We start from the raw sequence: 21803 nt of genomic DNA, 5'->3' as shown, positions 1-21803 counted from the left end.
AAAAGGGCAGGGGCACCTCGCTTGCCTTAGAAGCGCGCGGTCAACTGCGCGCCATAGAAGCGCGGTTCGGCACGGATGAACGTCGGGATGCCAAAGAAACCGCCGGTGTTGCCGGCGTCGAGCAGATATTCCTCGTTGGTCGCGTTGCGGATGAAGCCTGCCAGTTCGAACTGTTCGTCCATGAAGCTAAGGCCGGCGCGCGCATTGACCAGCGTGACCGGCCCTTGCGAGATCGCCCGGTTGTTCGGCACTTCAAAGAAGATGCGGCTGCGATAGGTGACTGTCGGCGTCGCAAAGAAGCGCATGCCGTTGCCGACCGGCGCATTGACGGTGAAGCCAGCCGCCGCCTGCCATTCGGGCTGAAGCCGGAAGCGTGCACCCGAGAATTGGGGCGCAAAGTTGTTGCCCTCGTCGATGCCGCCGTCGATGTACGATCCGTTGGCGAAGACGTTGAACCACGACGTCGGCCGGATGCTTACTTCGGCTTCGACACCCAGGTTGCTGGCGGTGCCGGCGCTTTGGGTCTGGGTCATGCCGTTGGGCAGCAGGACGCTGACCTGGAAGCCGTCATATTTCTGGTAATAGACGCCGAGCGTCCCCGAGACCGGGCCAACGGTCCCCTTGATGCCGCCTTCATAGTTCCAAACAATTTCCTCGGGCACCGACTGGAGGTTTGCCGCCGGGCCGGTCGGCGTGCTGCGGGCGTCGAGCTGCACCACCGGCGAGCGACGGCCCTTCGATACCGTGCCATAGATGTTGATATCGTCGGAAAGGCGAAGCAGCGCGTTGAAGCGCGGCAGGATCGCGGCAAAGCTGTCCTGCGCCGTGAAGGTCTGACCACCGGTATCGACCTGGCCGATCAGCGATGCGGCACCGGTGAGGGTGACGCGGGGGACGCGGGCGAAATAGCCCGATTTGCGCTGCTCGATCAGCACGCGCACGCCAGCGGTAAGCTCAAGCGCTGGAATAGGAATCCAGGTCGAATCGGCAAACACCGAATAGGTGTCGTTCTGACCCTGGTTCTCGAACACCGAGCTGTAGGGCACCTGCGTCAGCCGCCCGCCCGACAGGATCGCGGTGGCCTGCGCCGCCGTCACCGTGCCCTGTGCGTTGATGCAGGGAAGCCCAGGGATTACCCGCGCCGCGCATTGCAGGAAAATACCTTCTTCGGTCGAGAACGGTATGTTCTGGAAACTGTCCTCGACGAACACATTCCAACCGAACGATGCACGCAGCTTTTGGCTGTTATAGGCAAAGCGGCCTTCGTGGCTTACCTGCCATCCCTTCGCCAGTTCGGCGAACTCGAGATACCAGGCAGCCGATCCATCGGCGTCGAAAATCTCTAGGCTGTCGAAGTCGCGATAGCCGTTCACCGTGGTGAAGGTCAGGCTGTCGGACAATTCGTAGCTCGCGGTCAGGTTGAAGTCATAGACGTCGCGATCAAGGCCAAGCTGCGCCGCGCCCAGCACTGCTTCGGACACCGGCGAGCCGCCCAGATTGGCCTTACCGAACGGATTGCCCGGCCCCGCCTGCGTCGGCAATGCGCGCGAGACGAACGGGGTGCCGCCGTTGCGCTGGCGGTCATAGGTGCCGATGACGTCGAGCGTGAAGCGATCGGTGGGGGCGTAGCGAACCGAAGCACGGATGCCGAGCTGGTCCTGCGCATAGAGTTCCTCGTCCTGATTGGGCGAGAGGTTTTCGACGAACCCGTCGCGCTTCTTATATTCAAACGCGATACGGCCTGCGAACACGTCCGACCCGCCATTGATGAAGCCCGACAGCAATTTGGCGTTGTAATTGCCATAGCCTGCGGTCAGCGCGCCCGAAAAACCTTCGCGTGGGCGGGCCGAGGTCATGCTGATCGCGCCGACTGCCGATGCGGTGCCGAACAGCGTTGCCTGCGGCCCCTTGATAACCTCGACCCGCTCCAGATCGTAGATAGCCTGATACGAACCGCGCGAGCGCGCGATGTCGACGCCGTTGTAATACAGGGTGACGCGCGGCCCTTGCTGTGCCGAGCCCGAATCCGAGGTGATGCCGCGGATCACGATGCCGGGATTGTTCGCGCTCTGCTCCTGGACGTTGAGGCCGGGAATATAGTTCGACAGTTCGTCGAGATCGCTGACGCCCAGTTCGGCCATGCGCGCGCCCGACACCGCCGAAATGGTGATCGGCACGTCGACCAGACGCTGTTCGATCTTTTGCGCGGTGACGACGATCTCGTTCGTGTCGCGCGACGAGTCGGTCGCGCTGTCACTGGTGTCCTGCAGTGCAGCTTGTGCAAATGCCGGTGCCGCGATGGTGGTGGATGCGAGCAGCATGGCTGCCAGCGAAAGGCGATGTTGCATTGGTAACCCCCATTTGTGTTCTGGGGGGCGTTTGCGCGCGACTTGTGAACGCTGCGCTGCATTGTCATGACGTATGCGTTACAAAGCGTGACGCATTGATGACAGTATGCCTTAAAACAGCGAACGCGCCCGGCAACGATCAGAACGGCAGGATGCCGCGATACTGTTCGAGTGGTGGCGCACCCGGCAATATCGCCCCCCGGCGTAGCAGAAACACATGCCTGACGATTTCGGCCTGTTGCTCCAGGCCATAGCGCCCCAGCCGCCATCCGGGCTTGAGGCTGTAATCATAGCGGCAGAAGGGATGGCGCTTGAGCGGCAGGAAAATGCCCTGCTGATGCTGCCAGATATGCGTCATTTCATGCAGGAACAGCCCCTGCAAATCGCGGTCGCTGTCGCCGAAATCCTCAGCATACAGGCCGCTTGCGGGATGGAAATGGATGCAGCCCATCGGGGCCATCGTCACCCGGCGCGGCTGGAAGAACGCCCATTTGCGGTTGGCGATCGCTGCCCGGCGATAATCGATCGCATTGCCGAAGATGCTGCTGGCGAGCGCGATCTCGCCCGGCGTCAGGGGTCGCTTCATGCGGCGGATTGGCTGGCGGTCGCCGCGCGGGCGACCGGCCCGCTCACTTTGGCGCGCTTTCGCCGGCTGCGACGATGCGCGCGGGCACATCGATTTCGCGGCCCGAGGCGAAGCTGAGCTTCAGCCGGGTCTCGTTGCCAGGCTGCAACCCCCTGGTCATGTCATACAGCATCACATGGCGGCCACCGGGCGCAAAGTTGGCCGGCTGGCCTGCCTTCAGCGGCACTGTTTCAAGCGCGTTCATCGTCATCATGCCGCCGGTGCCCGCCATGCTTTCATGCAGTTCGGCGCGCTTGGCGACCGGCGTTGATGCAGCGGTCAGTGCATCGTCGCGGCCAGCGGCTTCGATCGTGAAATAGGCGGCACCCGGACGTCCCGCGACCGCCGGCAGGCGAATCCATGCCTCCTCGACGCTAATCTGATCGGAGGGGCCGCAGCCGGCCATCATAGCCATCATGATGATGGAAAGGGAAAAACGGCGCATTTTGTGCCTTCCTGGGAACGCTTGGGAATCCGCGATTTCGTGTAACGACGCGCCAATCTTGCGGCAAGCCGAACCCCACCTATATCGCGGTCTGGATCTGGTTCCATGGCCGGCGGGAACGGGCATGGGGCTTTCATCAATCTGTTCAGACCTTTGGGGGCCTACGAGGGAATATGGCAAAAGTAATCGGTATTGATCTCGGGACGACCAACAGCTGCGTTGCGGTAATGGAGGGCGGCAAGCCCAAGGTGATCGAAAATGCGGAAGGTGCGCGCACCACGCCATCGATCGTCGCCTTCGCCAAAGATGGCGAACGACTGATCGGCCAGCCGGCCAAGCGCCAGGCGGTCACCAATCCCGACAGCACGATCTTTGCGGTCAAGCGGCTGATCGGCCGCCGCTTCGACGATCCGGTGACCAAGAAGGACACCGAGCTGGTTCCCTACACCATCGTGCGCGGGCCGAATGGCGATGCCTGGGTGAAGGCGGGCGGCGAGGAATATTCGCCGTCGCAGATTTCGGCGTTCACGCTGCAGAAGATGAAGGAAACCGCCGAGGCATATCTGGGCGAGACCGTCACGCAGGCAGTCATCACCGTGCCCGCCTATTTCAACGACGCTCAGCGCCAGGCGACCAAGGACGCGGGCAAGATCGCGGGCCTGGAAGTGCTGCGCATCATCAACGAGCCGACTGCGGCGGCACTTGCATATGGCCTCGACAAGGACACCAACAAGACGATCGCGGTCTATGACCTTGGCGGCGGTACCTTCGACATCTCGATCCTCGAGATCGGCGACGGCGTGTTCGAGGTAAAGGCGACCAACGGCGACACCTTCCTGGGCGGTGAGGATTTCGATTCGACCGTGGTCCAGTTCCTGGCCGACGATTTCAAGAAGGCCGAGGGGATCGACCTCACCAAGGACAAGCTGGCGCTCCAGCGGCTGAAGGAAGCCGCCGAAAAGGCCAAGATCGAGCTTTCGAGCGCGCAGACCACCGAAGTGAACCTGCCCTTCATCACCGCCGACGCCAATGGGCCGAAGCATCTGGTGAAGGCGATCACCCGCGCCGATCTCGAGCGGATGGTCGACGGGCTGATCCAGCGCACGCTTGAGCCGCTCAAGAAGGCGATGGCCGATGCCGGCGTCAAGAATGACGGCATCGACGAAGTGGTGCTGGTCGGCGGCATGACCCGCATGCCCAAGGTGCGCGAAGTCGTGAAGAACTTCTTCGGCGGCAAGGAGCCGCACACCGGCGTGAATCCCGACGAAGTCGTGGCGATCGGCGCGGCGATCCAGGCTGGCGTGCTGCAGGGCGACGTCAAGGACGTGTTGCTGCTCGATGTGACCCCGCTGTCGCTGGGCATCGAGACGCTGGGCGGCGTGTTCACCCGGATGATCGATCGCAACACCACGATCCCGACCAAGAAGAGCCAGGTCTATTCGACTGCCGACGACAATCAGCAGGCGGTGACGATCCGCGTGTTCCAGGGCGAGCGCGAAATGGCCGCCGACAACAAGATGCTCGGCCAGTTCGACCTGGTCGGCATTCCGTCGGCCCCGCGCGGCGTGCCGCAGATCGAGGTCACCTTCGACATCGACGCCAACGGCATCGTCAACGTGTCGGCCAAGGACAAGGGCACCGGCAAGGAACAGCAGATCCGCATCCAGGCATCGGGCGGCCTGTCGGACAACGACATCGACCAGATGGTGCGCGATGCCGAGCAGTTCGCCGAGGAAGACAAGAAGCGCCGTGCGGCGGCCGAGGCAAAGAACAACGCCGAAAGCCTGATCCACACCACCGAGCGCCAGCTTGCTGACAATGGCGACAAGGTCGACGCTTCGCTCAAGAGCGAGATCGAAGCCAAGATCGCCGAAGCCAAGGCTGCGGTCGAGGGCGGCGATGCCGAGGCGATGACCGCCAAGTCGGGCGAACTCGCGCAGGTCGCGATGAAGCTGGGCCAGGCGATTTATGAAAAGCAGCAGGCCGAGGAAGCCTCGCCCAAGGATGCAACGGACGCGCCCGCGCAGGAGGACGTCGTCGATGCCGAGTTCTCAGAGGTAGACGACAACCAGAAAGCGTAAAACTATGATCCCAGACCGTCATTCCAGCGCAAGCTGGAATCTCGTGCGGCAGGCGAGCGGGTCCGGTCGCACGAGGCTTCAGCGTTCGCTGGGGCGACGGTTTGGGGCATAGGGGGCAGATATGACCACCGAAGATTATTACGAAGTGCTCGGCTGCGAGCGCACCGCCGATGGCGCGACGATCAAATCATCCTATCGCAAGCTGGCGATGCAGTATCATCCCGACAAGAATGGCGGCTGCAAGGACAGCGAAGCCAAGTTCAAGTCGGTCAGCGAAGCCTATGAGGTTTTGAAGGATCCGCAGAAGCGCGCCGCTTATGATCGCTATGGCCATGCCGCGTTCAAACAGCATGGCGGTGCGGGCGGTGGCGGCGGCGGTGCCAATGATTTCTCGGGCTTCAGCGATATTTTCGAAAGCATGTTCGGCGAGTTCGTCGGCGGCCAGGGCGCGCGGCGGCAGGCGCGGCGCGGCGCCGATCTTCGCTACGACATGGAAATCACGCTCGAGGATGCCTTTAACGGCAAACAGACCGAAATCACCGTCGACGTATCGGGACTGTGCGACACCTGCGGCGGCAGCGGGGCCAAGCCCGGCACCGCCGCGCGCGGCTGCACCACTTGCGCCGGCCACGGCAAAGTGCGCGCGCAGCAGGGCTTTTTCGTGGTCGAGCGCACTTGCCCCGCCTGCCACGGCGCGGGCGAGGTGATCGCCGATCCGTGCAACACCTGTCGCGGCGACGGGCGTACCGACAAGACCAAGACACTCAGCGTCAACGTCCCCCCCGGTGTCGATGAAGGCACGCGGATTCGCTTGACCGGCGAGGGTGAGGCGGGACCGCGCGGCAGCCCGGCGGGCGATCTGTATATCTTCCTGCATGTCGCGCGGCATGCGATCTTCACGCGCGAGGGCACGACGCTGCACGCGCGCGCGCCGGTCAGCTTCACGACTGCAGCGCTGGGCGGTGAAATCCACATCCCCGGGCCAGACGGCACCCGCCACACGATCCGCATTAACCCGGGCACGCAGAGCGGTCGCGAGGTGCGCCAGCGCGGCAGCGGCATGCCGGTGTTGCAGGGGCGCGGTCGCGGCGACCTGGTCGTGCGGATCGAGGTGGAAACCCCGACCCGCCTGACCGCCCGCCAGCGCGAATTGCTCGAAATGTTCCGCGAAACCGAAACCGGGGAGGAATGCCCCGAAACCAGCGGCTTCTTTGCCAAGATGAAGGCCGCACTGGGCGGCTGATTGCCTGACCGCCGGGCTGGCGAAGGGCGAGATCGCGCCGCTTTGCCAGCCCGGCGCACCACTTTCGACAAACATCGTTACCGATATTGCTAGTCGTTCTCACTAAGGCTACGGGGCTGAGAATGATTCGCAAGGGGAGGCGATGTTGCAGCGTTGTTGGATTGCCGGCCTGATTTGTTTCGCCTGTTCGCCCGCGACGGCGCAGGAGGTGGCCGACGAAGAAGCGCAGGCCGATATCGTCGTCACTGGCCGGGTCGAGAATCTCTATCGTGCCGACGAAGTGCAGGTCGGCAAATTGCCGGGCGATCCGCTGACCAGCCCGCTGGTGGTGACGACCCTAACCGAACAGTTGATCCGCGATCAGGGCGCGCGCGACGCGCAGGACATTTATCGCAACATCTCTGGCGTCAGCGCTTTCAGCTATGCCGGGGTGACCGCGCGCGGATTTCGCCAGGAAGAAATCTTTTACGACGGGCTGCGGGGTGATCCCTATGCTGGCTTTTCGGTGCCGCAATTGTTCAACGTGCAGCAGCTCGAGTTTCTAAAAGGGCCTGCGGGCATGTTGTACGGCCCCGGCGCGCCGGGCGGCTTGTTCAACTATGTCACCAAACAGCCCAGCCGCACCGGCTTTGCCGAAGTCCGCGTCGTGGGTGGCAATTTCAATCGCTTCGGCGGCCAGGCCGAGGCCACCGGCGCGATCAGCGAAACATTGTCGGTTCGCGGCGGCGCATTTTATGAAAATCGCGATTTGCCGCGCTGGAACGCCGACAATGAAACCCTTATTGTCGATGGCAGTGTCGCGATGGACCTGCCGGGTGCGCGGATCATCGTGCAGGGCACGCGCTATGAGCAGAATCTGGGCGGCAACCGGCTGCGCGGGGTGCCGGTCGACAATGACGGCAATTTTCTGGCGGATCGGCAGTGGAACCACAACGAGGCCAGCGACTTTCTCGATTTGAAATCCGCCGTCGCACAGGTGCGCGGCGAGTTTCAGCCGACGCGCAATCTGAAGCTGGATATCGGCTTTCGCTATAATGACGCCCGCGAGGTGCAGAATTATCACGAGCCGCGTCTGTTGGTCGATACCGACGGCAATGGCGTGATCGACCTGATCACCCGCGAATTTCGCGATCAGCTTCGGACCCAGGAAACCTATTCAGTGGGGGGCAATCTGGTCTGGTCGGCCAATTTGGGCAGCATCGCGAACCGGGTGCTCGCCGGCTTCGATTATTTCACCGCCGATACGGTATTCGGTGGCCGTGCGCTGCGCGGTGCGGCGACGCCGCGGCCCGGCCTGCCTGGGCCGCTGACCCTGAATAATCCGGTATATGGCCAGACGGATCCGAAAAACTATGCGCTGCCCGCCTATGCGCAGACGGTGGGCAGCGGCTATCGTCGCGGGGTCTATTTGCTCGATGAGGTGACGATCGGGCGGGTGATCCTGACCGGCGGCATTCGTCAGGACAAATTCGAAGACGACAGCGATGGCACCAGCTTTGCCGATGATTCGATCAGCTACCGCGGCGGCGCGGTTTGGCGCGTGCGCGAGGATATCTCGCTGTTCGGGCAATATGCCACCAGCTTCGAGCCGCAGGGCATTGGTTCTCAGGATGTACGGGCGGGTGGCCCGTTCGGGCCGACGACCGGTGATATAATCGAAGGCGGCGTGAAGACCGCGCTGATGAACGGTCGGGTGCAATCGAGCCTGTCGGCTTATCGCATCAAGCGGCAGAACATCCTGCAACCCGATCCGCGCGGCGATGTTGCCGGCGACGGTATCGATGATTTCGTGTCCTTTGGCGAAGTGGTCAGCAAGGGCGTCGAACTCGACATCGCTGCCGACATCACGCCCAATTGGCTGGCGACGATTGCCTATGCGTATAACGATACACGGATCACGCGCACCAACGGCTCGGCTGGTTTCGTCAACAATGTCGGCGACAGGTTCGCAAATGCGCCCGAGCATCAGCTTGGCTTTTGGACGCGCTATCAATTGCCTGCGCCCGGGTTGGCATTTGCCTTTGGCGGTGACTATGTTTCCGAACGCATCAGTCTGAGCAATCAGCGAATCCAGCCCTATTTTGTGTTCGATGGATCGGTCACCTTGGCGCGCGGGCCGGTCAATCTGATGCTGCGCGTCGATAACATCTTCGACAAGACCTATGCGGTTTCGGGATTCAACGATCGCGGGGGGCATTTTCCCGGTGAGCCACGATCGTTTTTCCTCGAGGCCGGCTATCGGCTCTGACGATGGCGACGTTGACGCGCCTGCGTCCATCGACCGGGGGCACGGTCAAGCGGCGCAAGACCAGTCGAATCTGGTGGCGGGTGCATCAATGGACCGGGCTGAAGTTGTCGCTGTTTTTGAGCTTCATCTTCCTCACCGGCACGCTGGCAACGGTCAGTCACGAGATTGACTGGCTGTTGCAGCCAGCGCTGCGGGTGTCGCCGGCTAGTGTCGAAGGGCCGGTCGCATGGGATCGTATCGCCGAACAGGCGAGCCGCCATCCCAATGTGAAGCGAATCCTCGACATCCAGAAACCCGTCGCCAGCGCCTTTGCCGCGCAAGTGTTGATCCTGCGCGCGAATGGCGATTACGGGTGGATTTATGCCCATCCCACCACCGGCGCCTTGCAGGGGGAGGGGCATTACGTCGGTGCGGCGCGCGTACTGCGGAACATGCATCGCCACCTCAATTTGCCCACCGCCATCGGCGTGCCCATCGTCGGCGCGCTGGCGTTCCTGATGCTGGTCAGCCTGGTCACCAGCCTGGTCGTGTACAAGAAATGGTGGCGGGGGTTTTTCAAGCCGATCCGATGGCGCGATGCGCGCACCGCATGGGGCGATATTCACCGCCTGTCGGGGCTATGGAGCCTGTGGTTCGTGGCGCTGATCGCGGTGAGCGGAATCTGGTATTTCGCCGAAAGCGTCGGCCTTGCCGCGCCGCCGCCGCCACGCCCGGTGGTTGCGCCCGCCAGTCCTGCGGTTGAAACACCGATGCCGCTGGTGGGGGACAAGGTTGCGGCGGGGCTGGCGGCGGTGCGCGCTACCGATCCTTCGTTGCAGATCGAAATGCTGATCTTCCCTACCGACAAGCTTGGTGCCTTCGCCTTTCAGGGCCAGCGAGGGGCCATGCTGGTGCGCCCCCGCGCCAACGCCGCATGGACCGACATGGCCAGCGGCAAGCTGTTGCTCCAGACCGACGCGACCGACATGACCCTGCATCAGCGGATCAGCGAAGCGGCGGACCCGCTGCATTTCGGCACCTTCGGCGGCTATTGGACCAAGATACCCTGGTTTTTCTGCGGGCTGCTGCTGACCGGGCTGGCGGTATCGGGGGTGATGATCTTCACGCAGCGAATTGCGCGCGAATTGGGCGAGGCAGCGCCGTCGTTCTGGCGCGGGTCATGGACCGGCATGGGACGGTGGCGCTGGCTGTCGGTCGCCTTGATCGCGACAGGCTTCGCGTTTCTGCCGTTTCTGTTCATCCTATCGGGAGAGTGAGGCAGCGAATCGACAGCGCCATGGCGTGATGCCCGGTTTCGACTATGCTGCGCGGCAGACACAACATCGATGGAAACGCCAATGATATGGTTCGCAATTGCGTTGCAGGCGGTCACGCTCGGCGCGACCAACTACACCGTCGATGCGCCGATGCAGGTGCCCGCAAGCCAGCCGACGCTGGCCGATGAGTTCGATGCTTCCGCGATCGACCAGAATCTGTGGCGGTTCGACACCCATCGCAATGCGCAAGGCTGGTACAATAACGAGCTGCAATATTATTCGGCGGCGCGCGCTGAAAATGCCCGGATCGAAAATGGCGCGTTGGTGATCGAGGCGCGGCGCGAGCCGATGTCGAAGGCGATGTTCCCCGATTGGGGCGGACAGCACTATAGCTCGGCCAAGCTGGTGACGAATGCGCCGCTCGGGCATGGCTTCTACCAGATCCGCGCCAAGCTGCCATGCGGACGCGGCGGCTGGCCGGCGATCTGGATGCTGCCCGAGGGCGGAAGCTGGCCCGAGATGGGCGAGATCGACATCATGGAAATGGTCGGCTGGGACGCGAATGTCGTCCATGCCACGCTGCATTCGGGCAGCTATAACCACGCCAAGGGCACCCAGCGCGGCGCGCAGAGGCGGATCGATACCGCCTGCACGGCATTCCATAATTACCAGCTCGAATGGTCGGCGGAAGCGATCACCATCGGCGTCGATGGACGCGCCTATATGCGCGTCACCAATCAAGCTCCGGGCGACAAGGGAGCATGGCCGTTCGATCGGCCCTATCATCTGATCCTCAACTTGGCGGTGGGCGGTGATTGGGGCGGCAAGGAGGGGGTCGACGACGCGGCGATGCCGGTGCAGTTGACGATCGACCATGTCCGCTATTGGAAGGCCGACTAGCCAAACGCCGTTTCAGGGGCGGCGGGGTGCCGCCAGGATGGTGAGGCCGCCGGCCAGTGTCAGCAGTGATAGCGTCACCAGCACGTGGCTGAAATCCTGGGTCGTCGCCAGTGACCAGGCGATGATCGGCCCGATCAGCGCGGGCAGGGTGTTGGTGAGGTTGATGATCCCCAGATCGCGTCCGCGATGCCGGCGATCGGGCAGCAGCAGCATCGCAAACCCCGAATGCAGCGCCAGGAACACCGCCGACCCGACGATATAGACGATATAGCCCGCCGCGCCTTGCCGCCAGCCGCTGGCCGATGCCATCGCCAGCAGCCCCGCCGCCCCCAGCGCCGCCGCCGCGCATAAAATGGTCCTGCGGCGCCTGGAGCGATCCGACAGGCGACCGAAACCAACCGCCACCGGCAGCGCCACCACCGATGCCAAAGCCAGCAGCGATCCCACGGCAGCGGTGCCCTGATGATCGCGAAGGCTCTGAAAATAGAACAGGACATAAAGCGAAACGACGACGCCGGCGGACTGCACCAGCAGGCGGGCGGCCCAGGCGATGGCCAGGTCACGCCGACCGGGCGGCGCTGCGGGCAAGGACGAGGTTGCCGGGGCGGGCGGATCGCCGATCGCGATGCTGCGCGTCGCCAATAGCGGTGCAACGCACATCGCGACCATGACCGGAATGGCGATCAGCCGCGCGGCGGTGCCGAGCATCGGCAGGTTGACCAGCAGCGCGGCGAACCCGGCGGCAAGCGGCGGGCCGAGTGCGAGCAGGCCGCTCGCCACCCCCTTTTGCGCGTCGGGAATTTCATCGGCCATGATCGCCAGCAGCGGTGCCAGCAGCATGTTGCCCGCCAACTGCACCAGCACCACCGACACGACGACCAGCATCGGCGTGGTGGCAAAGGCGGTGGTGGCATAAGCGGGCACCAGCGCCACAGCGCCCAGCATCACCCATTGGCGGCGACCCCGCCCGCGTTCGACCGAACGATCGCTTGCCCAGCCGAACAGGATATTGGCGACGCTGGCGACCAGCGCACCGAGTACCGCCGCGAGGGTGAAATAGCCGAGCCGGCCTCCGGCGGCGACTTCGCCCATCCGCTGCGGCAGCAACAGCGACAGCAATGGCATATAGGCAATCACCCCGCCGGTGCTGGCCAGCGCATAGAACGCGATGAACCAGCCGGGGCGGCGCGGTGCAGCAAAAGGATCGTAGACAAGCGCCATCGCCGACAACGTATCGGCGGCTGAGACGCGGGAGGCAATGCGCTGCTCTCTCGTGAGAGCAGTGTTAGCGATCACATCGATGAGAACGTTCTCAACCAGAGTGTGCCCGGCGTGCAACAGCGCGAATGATACCGTTCGGGCCGATATTGACATTCTTTTGCATGCAGTGAAGTGAACGTTATCAACGACAATATGGCGCGCCCGATCGATGCGCCGCAGGGGAGGATTTGGGGATGCTGAGCGCTCAAGCACGCATGATGTCACGATTGGTTGCGGGCGTTTCGGCGATCGCGATGGTCGGCGCGCCGGGCATCGCCTGGGGCCAGGATGCCGCAGCCACGATCGACACAGGTGGCGCGGCGGAAATCCAGGACCAGTCGGCCCCCGAATCGGCCCCCGAATCGACTGACGACGAAATCGTCGTCACCGGCATTCGCGCGTCGCTTCGTCAGGCAATCGACATCAAGCGCAACGCACAGGGCGTGGTCGATGCGATTTCCTCCGAAGACATCGGCAAATTCCCCGACACCAACCTGGCTGAATCGTTGCAGCGCATCACCGGCGTTTCGATCGACCGGTCGAACGGTGAAGGCTCCACCGTCACCGTGCGCGGCTTTGGTCCCGAATATAATCTGGTGACGCTCAATGGCCGCCAGATGCCGACCTCAACGCTTGGCGACGGTGCCAGCGCGCCGGCGTCGCGATCGTTCGACTTCGCGAACCTGGCGTCCGAGGGTATCGCCGGGGTCGAGGTCTACAAGACCGGTCGCGCGGCGGTGTCGTCGGGCGGTATCGGTTCGACGATCAACATCCGCACCCCGCGCCCGCTCGATCGGGCGGGAACCCGTGGCTCGCTGGCGGCGCGCGGCGTGATCGATACCTCGCAAAACTCGGGTGAACAGATCACGCCCGAGGTTTCGGGCATCATCTCGACCACCTTTGGCGACGATCGCTTCGGCATCCTGCTCACCGGCACCTATCAGCGGCGCAAGGCGAGTGTGAACTCCGCCGATGTCGGCTTTCGCGACGGATTTCTGGGTGCCGAAAACAACTGGGGTACCTTGCCGCAGCCGGGCAATCCTGGCGCGGATCGCATCACCAACCGTCCCGGCCCGACCGACGTGTACGAAATCCCGCAAAGCGCCAGCTACGGCCTGGTCGACATCGATCGCGAGCGGATCAACGGCCAGCTCGTCCTGCAATCGCGCCTGACCGATACGCTGACCGCGACGCTCGACTATACTTATTCGAGCAACCGTATCGAGGCGCGCAACAGCTCCGTCGGCATCTGGTTCAACTTCGGCAACACGTCGAGCGAGTGGACCGACGGCCCCAATGCCGGGCCGGTTTTCTATTCGGAGCAGTTCGATCCGGGCAAGGATCTGTCCTATTCGAGCGCGCTGACCGCCAATAAATCGATCAATCGGTCGCTGGGCGGCAATCTGACATGGGAAGCGCCCGGCGGGGTTACCATGACGCTCGACGCGCATAGCTCGAGCGCCGAATCCAAGCCGACCAACGATTATGGATCGAGCACGTCGATCGGCGGCGCGATCTTTGGCGTCCAGTCGCAGCGGCTCGATTTCACCGGCGACCTGCCGGTGTTCAATTACACCATGTATCCGGGCGTCGATCCGCTGAACCCGGCGCTGATCACGCCGACGGGCAATGCCTTCCGCAACGCCTATTTCCGCAACGACCTCGACCAGATCCAGCTCAAGGGCCGGTATGAGCATGATGGCGGCTTCCTCGACAGCATCGATGCCGGCTTCTCGTTCATCAACAACGAGGTGCGATCGGCCTATGGCTTTATCCAGAACGAAACCTGGGGCGGCGTCGATCCGCGCGGCCAGTCGTTCGGTGCAGGCGCGGTGCCCGATGATTTCTTCACGCGGGTGAGCTTGCCCGACAAGTTCAAGGGGTTCGACGGCAGCGGCAATCTGCCGAGCGCGATCTATACCTTCAACTTCGAGCAGATGGCCGAATTGCTTCGCGCGCAGTATAATATCTGCGAAGGCGCACAGACCGGCGTGGTGGCTCCCGGCACCTGCCTAGCCAATTACATCGTCGATCGGCGGATCCAGGAACAGACGATTTCGCCGTTCGTCCAGTTCAACAACAGCTTCCAGGCGTTCGGCAATCGCGCGAACGTCATCGTCGGACTGCGCTATGACGAAACGCAGGTCAATTCGTCGGCGCTGGTGCCGGTGCCAACCGGCGCCCGCTGGACCGGAGCGAACGAGTTTGCGCTGACCTATGCGCCCGATGCGGACTTCACCACCTTCAAGGGCCGATATGCGAACTGGTTGCCCGCGATCGATTTCGACATCGAACCGATCCGCAACGTAAAGCTGCGCGCATCGTACAGCCACACCATCACCCGCGCCGACTATGGCAGCCTGCAAGGCGGCCTCGAGCTTGATGCAAACCCGCGGATCGGCGGCGGTACCGGGCGATTGGGCAACCCCAATCTGGTGCCGTTCAAATCGATGAACATCGATCTGTCGGCCGAATGGTATTACACGCCTGAAAGCTATATCTCGGTAGGCTATTTCAACAAGGATGTAGAGAATTTCATCGCCAACACGCAGGTTGATCAATCGGCGTTCAACCTGCGCAATCCCGGATCGGGGCCGCGTTTCCGTCAGGCGGTGGCTGCGCTGGGGACATCGGATGCGGTTCGCGTCCGCGACTATATCCTGCGCAACTTCCCGACATCGTCCGAAGTAACCGGCACGACAGAGGCGGGCGGCGTGAATTACCTGACCGGCAACATCTTTGGCTTGCCCGAGGATGACCTGTTCAACTTCCAGGTGACGCAACCGTTCAACAGCGACCAGACCGCCAACATCAATGGCTGGGAATTCGCGGTCCAGCACCGTTTCTGGGAAACCGGCATCGGCGTTCAGCTCAACTATACGATGGTCAATGGCGATGCGACCTATGACAACGAGCTGAACCCCAGCGAGGGCCAATTCGCGCTGACGGGCTTGAGCGACAGCGCCAACGCCGTCGCTTATTACGACAAGAACGGCATTCAGGCGCGCGTGGCGTATAACTGGCGTGCCGAATTCTATAACGGCGGCGCGTTCGATCCGGTCTATGTCGAGGCCTATGGCCAGGTCGACGCCAGCGCGAGCTGGGAGTTCAAGCGCGGCCTGACGGTGTTCGCCGAGGCGATCAATCTAACCAACGCCAGTCGGCGCGGGCATCGCCGATCGGATAATTTCGCGACCTTCGCCCAGCCGGGCTTTGCCCGCTACATGGGCGGGCTTCGCTTCACCTTCTGATCGCAGGCGCGCCACCCCCGGCATAAGCAGGGGGTGGCGTTATGCCGTGGTGGCGGGCACGGTAGGGGTGCAAGATCGCGCAAGGACAGGGAACGGGCGGTTCAGGTGACGGATCGGGTGCAGCATGTGGTGATCGTCGGCGGGGGCACCGCCGGATGGCTTGCCGCCTGCCGGATCGCCGCGGCGGTCGATCGCGACGGTCCCGATCCGGTGTCGGTGACGCTGGTGGAATCGTCCGATGTGCCGACGATCGGCGTGGGCGAGGGGACGTGGCCGACCATGCGGCGCACCCTGGCCCGGATCGGCATTGGCGAGGCCGATTTCCTGCGCGCCTGCGATGCCTCGTTCAAGCATGGCTCACGATTCCTGGGCTGGCGCGACGGGTCGGATGCCTATTTCCACCCCTTCATGGCCCCGGTCGAGGGCACTGGCCGGACGCTGTTGGCTGCCTGGCAGCAGGAGCCGTCGGCCTCCTTTGCCGACACGGTATCGGCACAGCCGCAGGTCGCGGTGCGCGACTTGGCTCCGCGCCAGCCGGGCATGCCCGATTATGCCGGGGCGGTGAATTACGGCTATCATCTCGATGCCGGCAAGTTCGCCGATCTGCTGCGCCGGCATGGCACCGAACGGCTGGGCGTTCGGCATGTGCGCGATCATGTCGATAGCGTGCAGATGGCCGAAACCGGCGACATCGCTGCGGTGGTCACCCGGGCCAATGGAGCGGTGCCGGGCGATTTGTTCCTTGATTGCAGCGGCCATGCGGCGCTGCTGATCGGTGACCGGTGCGGCGTTCCCTTCATCGATCGATCGGACGTGCTGTTCAACGATCGCGCGCTAGCGGTGCAGGTGCCGGTCGCTGCCGGCTCGCGTATCGCGGCGCAGACCGATGCGACGGCGCACGGCGCGGGCTGGATCTGGGACATCGGCTTGCCCAGCCGGCGCGGGGTGGGGTGTGTCTATTCCTCGGCGCATTTGACCGATTCGGCGGCCGAGCAGACCCTGTCGGCGTATCTGCAGCGGACCGCGCCGGATGTCGATCCGGCGGCGCTGTCATTCCGGCAGCTCGCGTTTCGATCGGGGCACCGCGCGCGGTTCTGGGAGCGCAATTGCCTCGCGGTCGGTTTGTCGGCGGGGTTTCTGGAGCCGCTGGAGGCTTCGGCGATCGTGATGGTCGAATTGTCGATCGACGCGCTGATCGACAATTTCCCGGTGGCCAGGGCATCGATGCCGCTGCACGCACGGCGTTTCAACACGCTGCAACGCTATCGCTGGGACCGGATCGTCGAGTTTCTGAAGCTGCATTATGTGCCGAGCATGCGCGATGAGCCCTATTGGCGCGACCATCGCGCGGGCGTGTCGATCCCCGATCGGCTGGCCGACCTGCTGGCGCTGTGGCGCGAACAGCCGCCATCGCCGCAGGATTTCGGCGCGGCGGAGGAGATATTCCCGGCGGCCAGCCACCAATATGTGCTGTACGGCATGGGCTGGCCGCTGCCCGGACACGCGGCGATGCGCGCCGAGGATCATGGCGATGTCGCCCAGCGCATCGCCCAGGCGGCGGCGCGGACGCGCAGCCTGATCGCCAGCCTGCCCACCGTGCGCGCCTATCTCGATTCGCTGCACCGCCAAGTCGCGCCGCGAACGGCGATGGAGACCTGTCACTAATGCCCAATCACGCCACGCTCGACCCCGATACGCATTGCGATCTGCGCGTCAGCTTTGCGCGCGGCGCGCATCTGGGCGATGCGGTGATGAGCGCGATCGCGGTGCCCAGCGAGTTTCGCCGGGTGCAGAATGATTATGCGATCCTGTTCCGGCTCGATCTGGCGACCGACCGGTTCGACGCGCATGCGATGTTCGGGTTCGAGCCGGGGGAGAATCTGTATCTCGACGGCGATCGCTGGGATGCCGGGGCCTTGCCGCTGGCGATCGACATTCAGCCGTTCCTGATCGGCAGGACGCGCGAGGGCGATCTGCGGCAAGTGCATATCGACCTGGACCACCCCCGGATCGATGCCGCCGGGGTGCGGCTTTTCGACGAGGATGGCCGGTCGACGCCGTTCCTGGAGGCGGCGATCGAAAAGCTGCGTGCGCTCGATGCCGGCTATCAGGCGGCCCCCGATTTCTTTGCGGCATTGCGTCGCCACGACCTGCTCGAACCCTTCACGCTCGAAGTGACGCTGGCCGATGGCGCGGTCCACCGGCTGGTCGGCTATCATGTGATCGACGAGGAAAAGCTTCGCGCGCTCGATGCCGCTGCGCTGGGCGAACTTCATGCCGCCGGCCATCTGATGCCGGCGTTCATGGCGCTTGCCTCGCTCACCAATTTGTCGGGGCTGGTGGCGCGCAAGAACCGACGCGATGGCAATGGCTGACGCCGATCCCGGCCTGTTCGCGGCGTTGCCGGCGGTGCGCGAGGTCGAGGCAAAAGATGCCGCCGCGCTCGATACGCTGCTGCGCGAGGCGACCGAACCCTTCATCGTCCGCGGGCTGGTCGCCGATTGGCCACTGGTGCAGGCGGGACTGGAATCGGCGGTGGCGGCGCGCGCCTATCTGCTGCGGCACGCCCGCGACCGCGCCTTTGCGGTATCGGTTGGCGCGGCGGGCACCGGCGGGCGGCTGTTTTACGACGACGGCATGGCGATGAACTTCCGCATGATGAAGGCTGGCCTGCCCGAGATATTCACGCGGATCGACGACGGAGAGGGGCAGGTCGACGCCCCGACCATCTATCTCGGCTCGGTCGATGTGCATGAATATTTCGACGGCCTGCACGCCGCCAACCAGGTCGATCTGGGGCAGCGCGATTGCCTGGCCAGCATCTGGATCGGCACGCAGACCCGGATCGCCGCGCATAACGACGTGCCGCACAATCTGGCCTGTGTTGCGGTGGGGCGGCGGCGCTTCACGCTGTTCCCGCGCGATCAATTCGCTAATCTATACCTTGGGCCGATCGATCATACCCCGGCTGGGCGTGCGGTGAGCATGGTCGATTTTCACGCCCCCGATCTGGGCAGGCATCCCGGCTTTGCCGATGCACTGGCCAGCGCGCAGGTTGCCGATCTTTCGCCGGGCGATGCGCTGCATATTCCCGCGCTCTGGTGGCACCATGTCGAGGGGCTGGATGCGTTCAACGTGCTGGTGAATTATTGGTGGCGCGATACGCCGCGCTGGCTGGGCCACCCACAGGACGCGCTGAACCACGCGCTGCTGGCGATCCGTGACCTGCCCGCCGACCAAAAGGCGCATTGGCGCACGATGTTCGATCATTATGTGTTCGACGCGGACGATACGACGGCGGCGCATATTCCGCCGCCCGCGCGCGGGGTGCTCGATCGGCTGACGCCAGAGACGGCGGGGCGGCTGCGCGCCTATCTGTTGCGCCAGTTGAGCCGATGATGGGACAGGATATGGACGGTCGACAGGTGAAGCGGATCATCGTCGCGGGCGGCGGCACCGCCGGATGGATGGCGGCGGCGGCGATCGCGCGCACGATGGGCCGCGCGGCGCAGGTGATCTTGGTCGAATCCGAAGCGATCGGCACCGTCGGGGTGGGGGAGGCCACGATCCCGCCGATCGTCACTTACAACCGGCTGCTCGGCATCAACGAAGCCGAATTCATGCGCGCGACCAATGCCACCTTCAAGCTGGGCATCCTGTTCGACGGCTGGCGCGACGGGCGCGACCGCTATTTCCATTCGTTCGGCAATACCGGCAACGATCATTGGGCGGCGGGCTTTCAGCATTATTGGCTGAACGGGCGCACGCGCGGACACGACGCGCCGTATGACGATTATTGCCTGGAGCTGGTGGCGGCATTGCAGGGCAAGTTCGCGCACCTGCCCGACAATGGGCTGAACTACGCCTATCATCTCGATTCGACGCTCTATGCCCAGTTCCTGCGGCGGATGGCCGAGGATGACGGCGCGCAGCGGATCGAGGGCAAGATCGCGCGGGTCGAGCTCGATGCCGAGCGCGGCGATATTGCCGCCCTGGTGCTCGAGCGCGGCGAGCGGATCGAGGGCGATCTGTTCATCGATTGCACCGGCTTTCGCGCGCTGCTGATCGAAGGCGCGCTGCACGCCGGCTTCGACGATTGGTCGCACTGGCTGCCTTGCGATTCGGCGATTGCGGTGCAGACCGCCAATGTCGGGCCGCCGCTGCCCTACACCCGCGCGATGGCGCACGACGCCGGCTGGCAATGGCGGATTCCGTTGCAGCATCGCACCGGCAATGGCCTGATCTGGTGCAGCCGCTATCTCGATCGTGAAGCGGCGCTGTCGCGGCTGCTTGGCAATGTCGAGGGGCAGGTGCTGACCGAGCCGAACCATCTGCACTTCGTCACCGGAGTGCGGCGGCGGCAATGGCATCGCAATTGCGTGGCGATCGGGCTGTCGGGGGGCTTCATGGAGCCGCTCGAATCGACCAGCATCCACCTGATCCAGCGCGCGATCCTGCGGCTGATCCGGATGCTGCCGCTGGGTGAGGTCAACCCGAGCGACGTCGCCGAGTTCAACGAGCAGCAATTGCAGGACATGGTGCAGATCCGCGACTTTTTGATCCTGCACTACAAGGCGACCGAGCGGCGCGATTCGCCATTCTGGCGGCAATGCGCGGCGATGGCGGTGCCCGACAGCCTGGCCCAGAAAATGGCACTGTTCGCCGAAACCGCGCGCGTGTTTCGCAAGAATGAGGAACTGTTCGCCGAAAACAGCTGGGTACAGGTGATGATGGGGCAGGGGATCGTGCCGCGCAGTTGGCACCCGATCGCCGCCCGCCTCACCGACGAGGAACTGGCGCGGCTGCTGGACGGCATTCGCCAGAAAGTGACTCAGACCGCCGCGTCGCTGCCCGCGCACGGGGCGTATGTCGCGCGCTATTGCGGTGCGGTCGCTGCGGGCAAGGCAGCCTGATTGATGGCACGACGCCGGCAGGCGGTGACGATCAAGCATGTCGCGGCCGATGCCGGCGTTTCATTGCAGACCGTCAGCCGCGTGATCAACAAGGAGCCAAATGTCCGCCCGCACATGGCCGAGCGCGTGCGCGAAGCGATCGACCGGCTGGGCTATGTGCCGTCGATCGCGGCGCAGCGCATGAGCGGGTCGCGGTCCTATCTCATCCTCGCCCTGAACGATCGCGAGCGCACCATCGCCGATTGGCGCGAGCGGCAGGGCGCCGATTGGGTCGATCAGATGATGCTGGGCGGCATGGTGAAGGCAGCCGAGCATGGCTATCGCCTGATCATCGAACTGGTCGATACGCATAGCGACCATATCGATCGCGAGCTTGCCGCCGCGCTTGCCGCGCTGCGCCCCGACGGCGTGATCCTGACGCCACCGCATTCGGAAAATCCGACGATCCTGCGCCGGCTGGAGGATGAGCATATCAGCGTCGCGCGGATCGGGTCGCTGCGGCCGGGCTACGGGTTTGCGTTGACGATGGACGATGAGCGCGCGGCCCGGATCGCGACCGAGCATTTGCTTGGGCTTGGCCATCGGCGGGTCGGCTTCATCGCGGGGCCGGAAGCCTATGAATTGAGCCAATGGCGAATCCTTGGCTGGCAACAGGCAATGGCCGCAGCGAAGACCGGGTCCGATGGTCTGATGGCGCGGGGCGATTTCGGCTATGATTCGGGGATCGTCGCGACGCGGCATTTGCTGGATCGCGATCAGCCGCCCAGCGCGATCATCGCCAGCAGCGACCGCATGGCGCTGGCGGTCCTCGAAGTCGCGCGGCAACGCGGGCTGTCGGTGCCCGATGACCTGTCGGTCATCAGCTTCGACGACACCCCCATCGTTCGCTTCACCCACCCGCCACTGACCGCCGTGGTCCAGCCAATCGCCGAAGTGGCATCGCGCGCAGTCGAACGGATCATCAACGCCTGCGCCGGCCGCGACAGCGATCTGGCCCCAGAGATCATCCCGGCCAGCCTGGCGGTGCGAGCGTCTACAGGCCCGCCGCGAAGCGGGTAAGGGGGGGCGAAGCAGCCACCGTTGCCCCGAGGTAGCGTTGTGCGATTGGGCTGTGGCGTTTGCTTGGCGGAGGCTTGCGTTGGTGTGCTGGCGGTGCGGCACTTCAGCCGCATTGCCGGTGCCGTATGCACGAAACCGGGCGCGCCTAACAGGCTGCTGAAAAATCCCACGGTT

15 protein-coding genes are annotated in these 21803 nt (G+C 63.9%); 11 read left to right on the top strand and 4 right to left on the bottom strand.

The window, feature by feature from the left end:
• Positions 1-26: 26 nt before the first annotated feature.
• The 3 genes from QU44_RS06330 to QU44_RS18470 all read right to left on the bottom strand — a co-directional run bounded on the left by QU44_RS06330 (position 27) and on the right by QU44_RS18470 (position 3418).
• A complete protein-coding gene (locus QU44_RS06330; RefSeq protein ID WP_033921012.1) occupies positions 27-2348 on the bottom strand; it encodes a TonB-dependent receptor in 2322 nt (773 codons plus the stop codon).
• Between the two features lie 139 nt (positions 2349-2487).
• The gene (locus tag QU44_RS06325) at positions 2488-2934 is read right to left on the bottom strand and encodes a vgr related protein (protein ID WP_033921147.1); all 447 of its coding nucleotides are present in this window, start codon (positions 2932-2934) and stop codon (positions 2488-2490) included.
• A gap of 43 nt (positions 2935-2977) precedes the next feature.
• Entirely contained in the window at positions 2978-3418 is a 441-nt protein-coding gene (locus QU44_RS18470; protein ID WP_052134390.1) for a copper chaperone PCu(A)C, read from the bottom strand.
• Between the two features lie 173 nt (positions 3419-3591).
• On the opposite strand from QU44_RS18470, the gene dnaK reads away from it, so the two are divergent.
• The 5 genes from dnaK to QU44_RS06295 all read left to right on the top strand — a co-directional run bounded on the left by dnaK (position 3592) and on the right by QU44_RS06295 (position 11146).
• Positions 3592-5499, top strand: a complete 1908-nt coding sequence (gene dnaK, locus QU44_RS06315; RefSeq protein ID WP_033921010.1) for a molecular chaperone DnaK — start codon at positions 3592-3594, stop codon at positions 5497-5499.
• A 121-nt stretch (positions 5500-5620) separates the two neighbouring features.
• Positions 5621-6742 carry a molecular chaperone DnaJ gene (gene dnaJ / locus QU44_RS06310; RefSeq protein WP_033921009.1) on the top strand — a complete coding sequence of 374 codons (1122 nt, stop codon included), beginning with the start codon at positions 5621-5623 and terminating at the stop codon, positions 6740-6742.
• Between the two features lie 142 nt (positions 6743-6884).
• Positions 6885-8990 (top strand): TonB-dependent siderophore receptor, encoded by a 2106-nt coding sequence (locus tag QU44_RS06305; RefSeq protein WP_052134389.1) that lies wholly within the window; start codon positions 6885-6887, stop codon positions 8988-8990.
• 2 nt (positions 8991-8992) lie between these two features.
• The gene (locus QU44_RS06300; RefSeq protein WP_033921008.1) at positions 8993-10246 is read left to right on the top strand and encodes a PepSY-associated TM helix domain-containing protein; all 1254 of its coding nucleotides are present in this window, start codon (positions 8993-8995) and stop codon (positions 10244-10246) included.
• 81 nt (positions 10247-10327) lie between these two features.
• Complete coding sequence (locus QU44_RS06295; protein ID WP_033921141.1) at positions 10328-11146, top strand: glycoside hydrolase family 16 protein; 819 nt, start codon at positions 10328-10330, stop codon at positions 11144-11146.
• 12 nt (positions 11147-11158) lie between these two features.
• On the opposite strand, the gene QU44_RS06290 is transcribed toward QU44_RS06295, so the two are convergent.
• Positions 11159-12367, bottom strand: coding sequence for an MFS transporter (locus QU44_RS06290; RefSeq protein ID WP_033921006.1), 1209 nt, complete (start codon positions 12365-12367; stop codon positions 11159-11161).
• Positions 12368-12624: 257 nt separating this feature from the next.
• Between QU44_RS06290 and QU44_RS06285 the strand changes: the two genes are divergently transcribed.
• From QU44_RS06285 to QU44_RS06260, 6 genes are all read left to right on the top strand, one after another.
• Entirely contained in the window at positions 12625-15657 is a 3033-nt protein-coding gene (locus tag QU44_RS06285) for a TonB-dependent receptor (RefSeq protein ID WP_231621640.1), read from the top strand.
• A gap of 105 nt (positions 15658-15762) precedes the next feature.
• Complete coding sequence (locus QU44_RS06280; RefSeq protein WP_052134388.1) at positions 15763-17322, top strand: tryptophan halogenase family protein; 1560 nt, start codon at positions 15763-15765, stop codon at positions 17320-17322.
• The gene (locus QU44_RS06275) at positions 17322-18032 is read left to right on the top strand and encodes a SapC family protein (RefSeq protein WP_033921004.1); all 711 of its coding nucleotides are present in this window, start codon (positions 17322-17324) and stop codon (positions 18030-18032) included. Before QU44_RS06280 ends, QU44_RS06275 begins: the two co-directional genes overlap by 1 nt.
• Entirely contained in the window at positions 18025-19056 is a 1032-nt protein-coding gene (locus QU44_RS06270) for a cupin-like domain-containing protein (RefSeq protein WP_033921139.1), read from the top strand. The genes QU44_RS06275 and QU44_RS06270 overlap by 8 nt, the downstream gene beginning before the upstream one ends.
• A gap of 11 nt (positions 19057-19067) precedes the next feature.
• Positions 19068-20570, top strand: a complete 1503-nt coding sequence (locus tag QU44_RS06265) for a tryptophan halogenase family protein (RefSeq protein WP_033921003.1) — start codon at positions 19068-19070, stop codon at positions 20568-20570.
• 3 nt (positions 20571-20573) lie between these two features.
• Complete coding sequence (locus QU44_RS06260; RefSeq protein WP_033921002.1) at positions 20574-21629, top strand: LacI family DNA-binding transcriptional regulator; 1056 nt, start codon at positions 20574-20576, stop codon at positions 21627-21629.
• Positions 21630-21803: the final 174 nt, after the last annotated feature.

It is taken from the genome of Sphingomonas sp. 37zxx (assembly GCF_000786205.1).
Lineage (GTDB): Bacteria > Pseudomonadota > Alphaproteobacteria > Sphingomonadales > Sphingomonadaceae > Sphingomonas.
Note: the sequence above shows the minus strand (reverse complement) of the source record. Positions and strands in the feature narration are given on the sequence as shown.

What these genes read in the sequence shown, in the direction of transcription:
- dnaK (WP_033921010.1), top strand. Translation starts at nt 3,592, where the DNA reads ATGGCAAAAGTAATCGGTATTGATCTCGGGACGACCAACAGCTGCGTT.
- QU44_RS06270 (WP_033921139.1), top strand. Translation starts at nt 18,025, where the DNA reads ATGGCTGACGCCGATCCCGGCCTGTTCGCGGCGTTGCCGGCGGTGCGC.
- dnaJ (WP_033921009.1), top strand. Translation starts at nt 5,621, where the DNA reads ATGACCACCGAAGATTATTACGAAGTGCTCGGCTGCGAGCGCACCGCC.
- QU44_RS06265 (WP_033921003.1), top strand. Translation starts at nt 19,068, where the DNA reads ATGGACGGTCGACAGGTGAAGCGGATCATCGTCGCGGGCGGCGGCACC.
- QU44_RS06300 (WP_033921008.1), top strand. Translation starts at nt 8,993, where the DNA reads ATGGCGACGTTGACGCGCCTGCGTCCATCGACCGGGGGCACGGTCAAG.
- QU44_RS06325 (WP_033921147.1), bottom strand. Translation starts at nt 2,934, where the DNA reads ATGAAGCGACCCCTGACGCCGGGCGAGATCGCGCTCGCCAGCAGCATC.
- QU44_RS06290 (WP_033921006.1), bottom strand. Translation starts at nt 12,367, where the DNA reads ATGGCGCTTGTCTACGATCCTTTTGCTGCACCGCGCCGCCCCGGCTGG.
- QU44_RS06285 (WP_231621640.1), top strand. Translation starts at nt 12,625, where the DNA reads ATGTCACGATTGGTTGCGGGCGTTTCGGCGATCGCGATGGTCGGCGCG.
- QU44_RS06275 (WP_033921004.1), top strand. Translation starts at nt 17,322, where the DNA reads ATGCCCAATCACGCCACGCTCGACCCCGATACGCATTGCGATCTGCGC.
- QU44_RS06305 (WP_052134389.1), top strand. Translation starts at nt 6,885, where the DNA reads ATGTTGCAGCGTTGTTGGATTGCCGGCCTGATTTGTTTCGCCTGTTCG.
- QU44_RS06295 (WP_033921141.1), top strand. Translation starts at nt 10,328, where the DNA reads ATGATATGGTTCGCAATTGCGTTGCAGGCGGTCACGCTCGGCGCGACC.
- QU44_RS18470 (WP_052134390.1), bottom strand. Translation starts at nt 3,418, where the DNA reads ATGCGCCGTTTTTCCCTTTCCATCATCATGATGGCTATGATGGCCGGC.
- QU44_RS06330 (WP_033921012.1), bottom strand. Translation starts at nt 2,348, where the DNA reads ATGCAACATCGCCTTTCGCTGGCAGCCATGCTGCTCGCATCCACCACC.
- QU44_RS06260 (WP_033921002.1), top strand. Translation starts at nt 20,574, where the DNA reads ATGGCACGACGCCGGCAGGCGGTGACGATCAAGCATGTCGCGGCCGAT.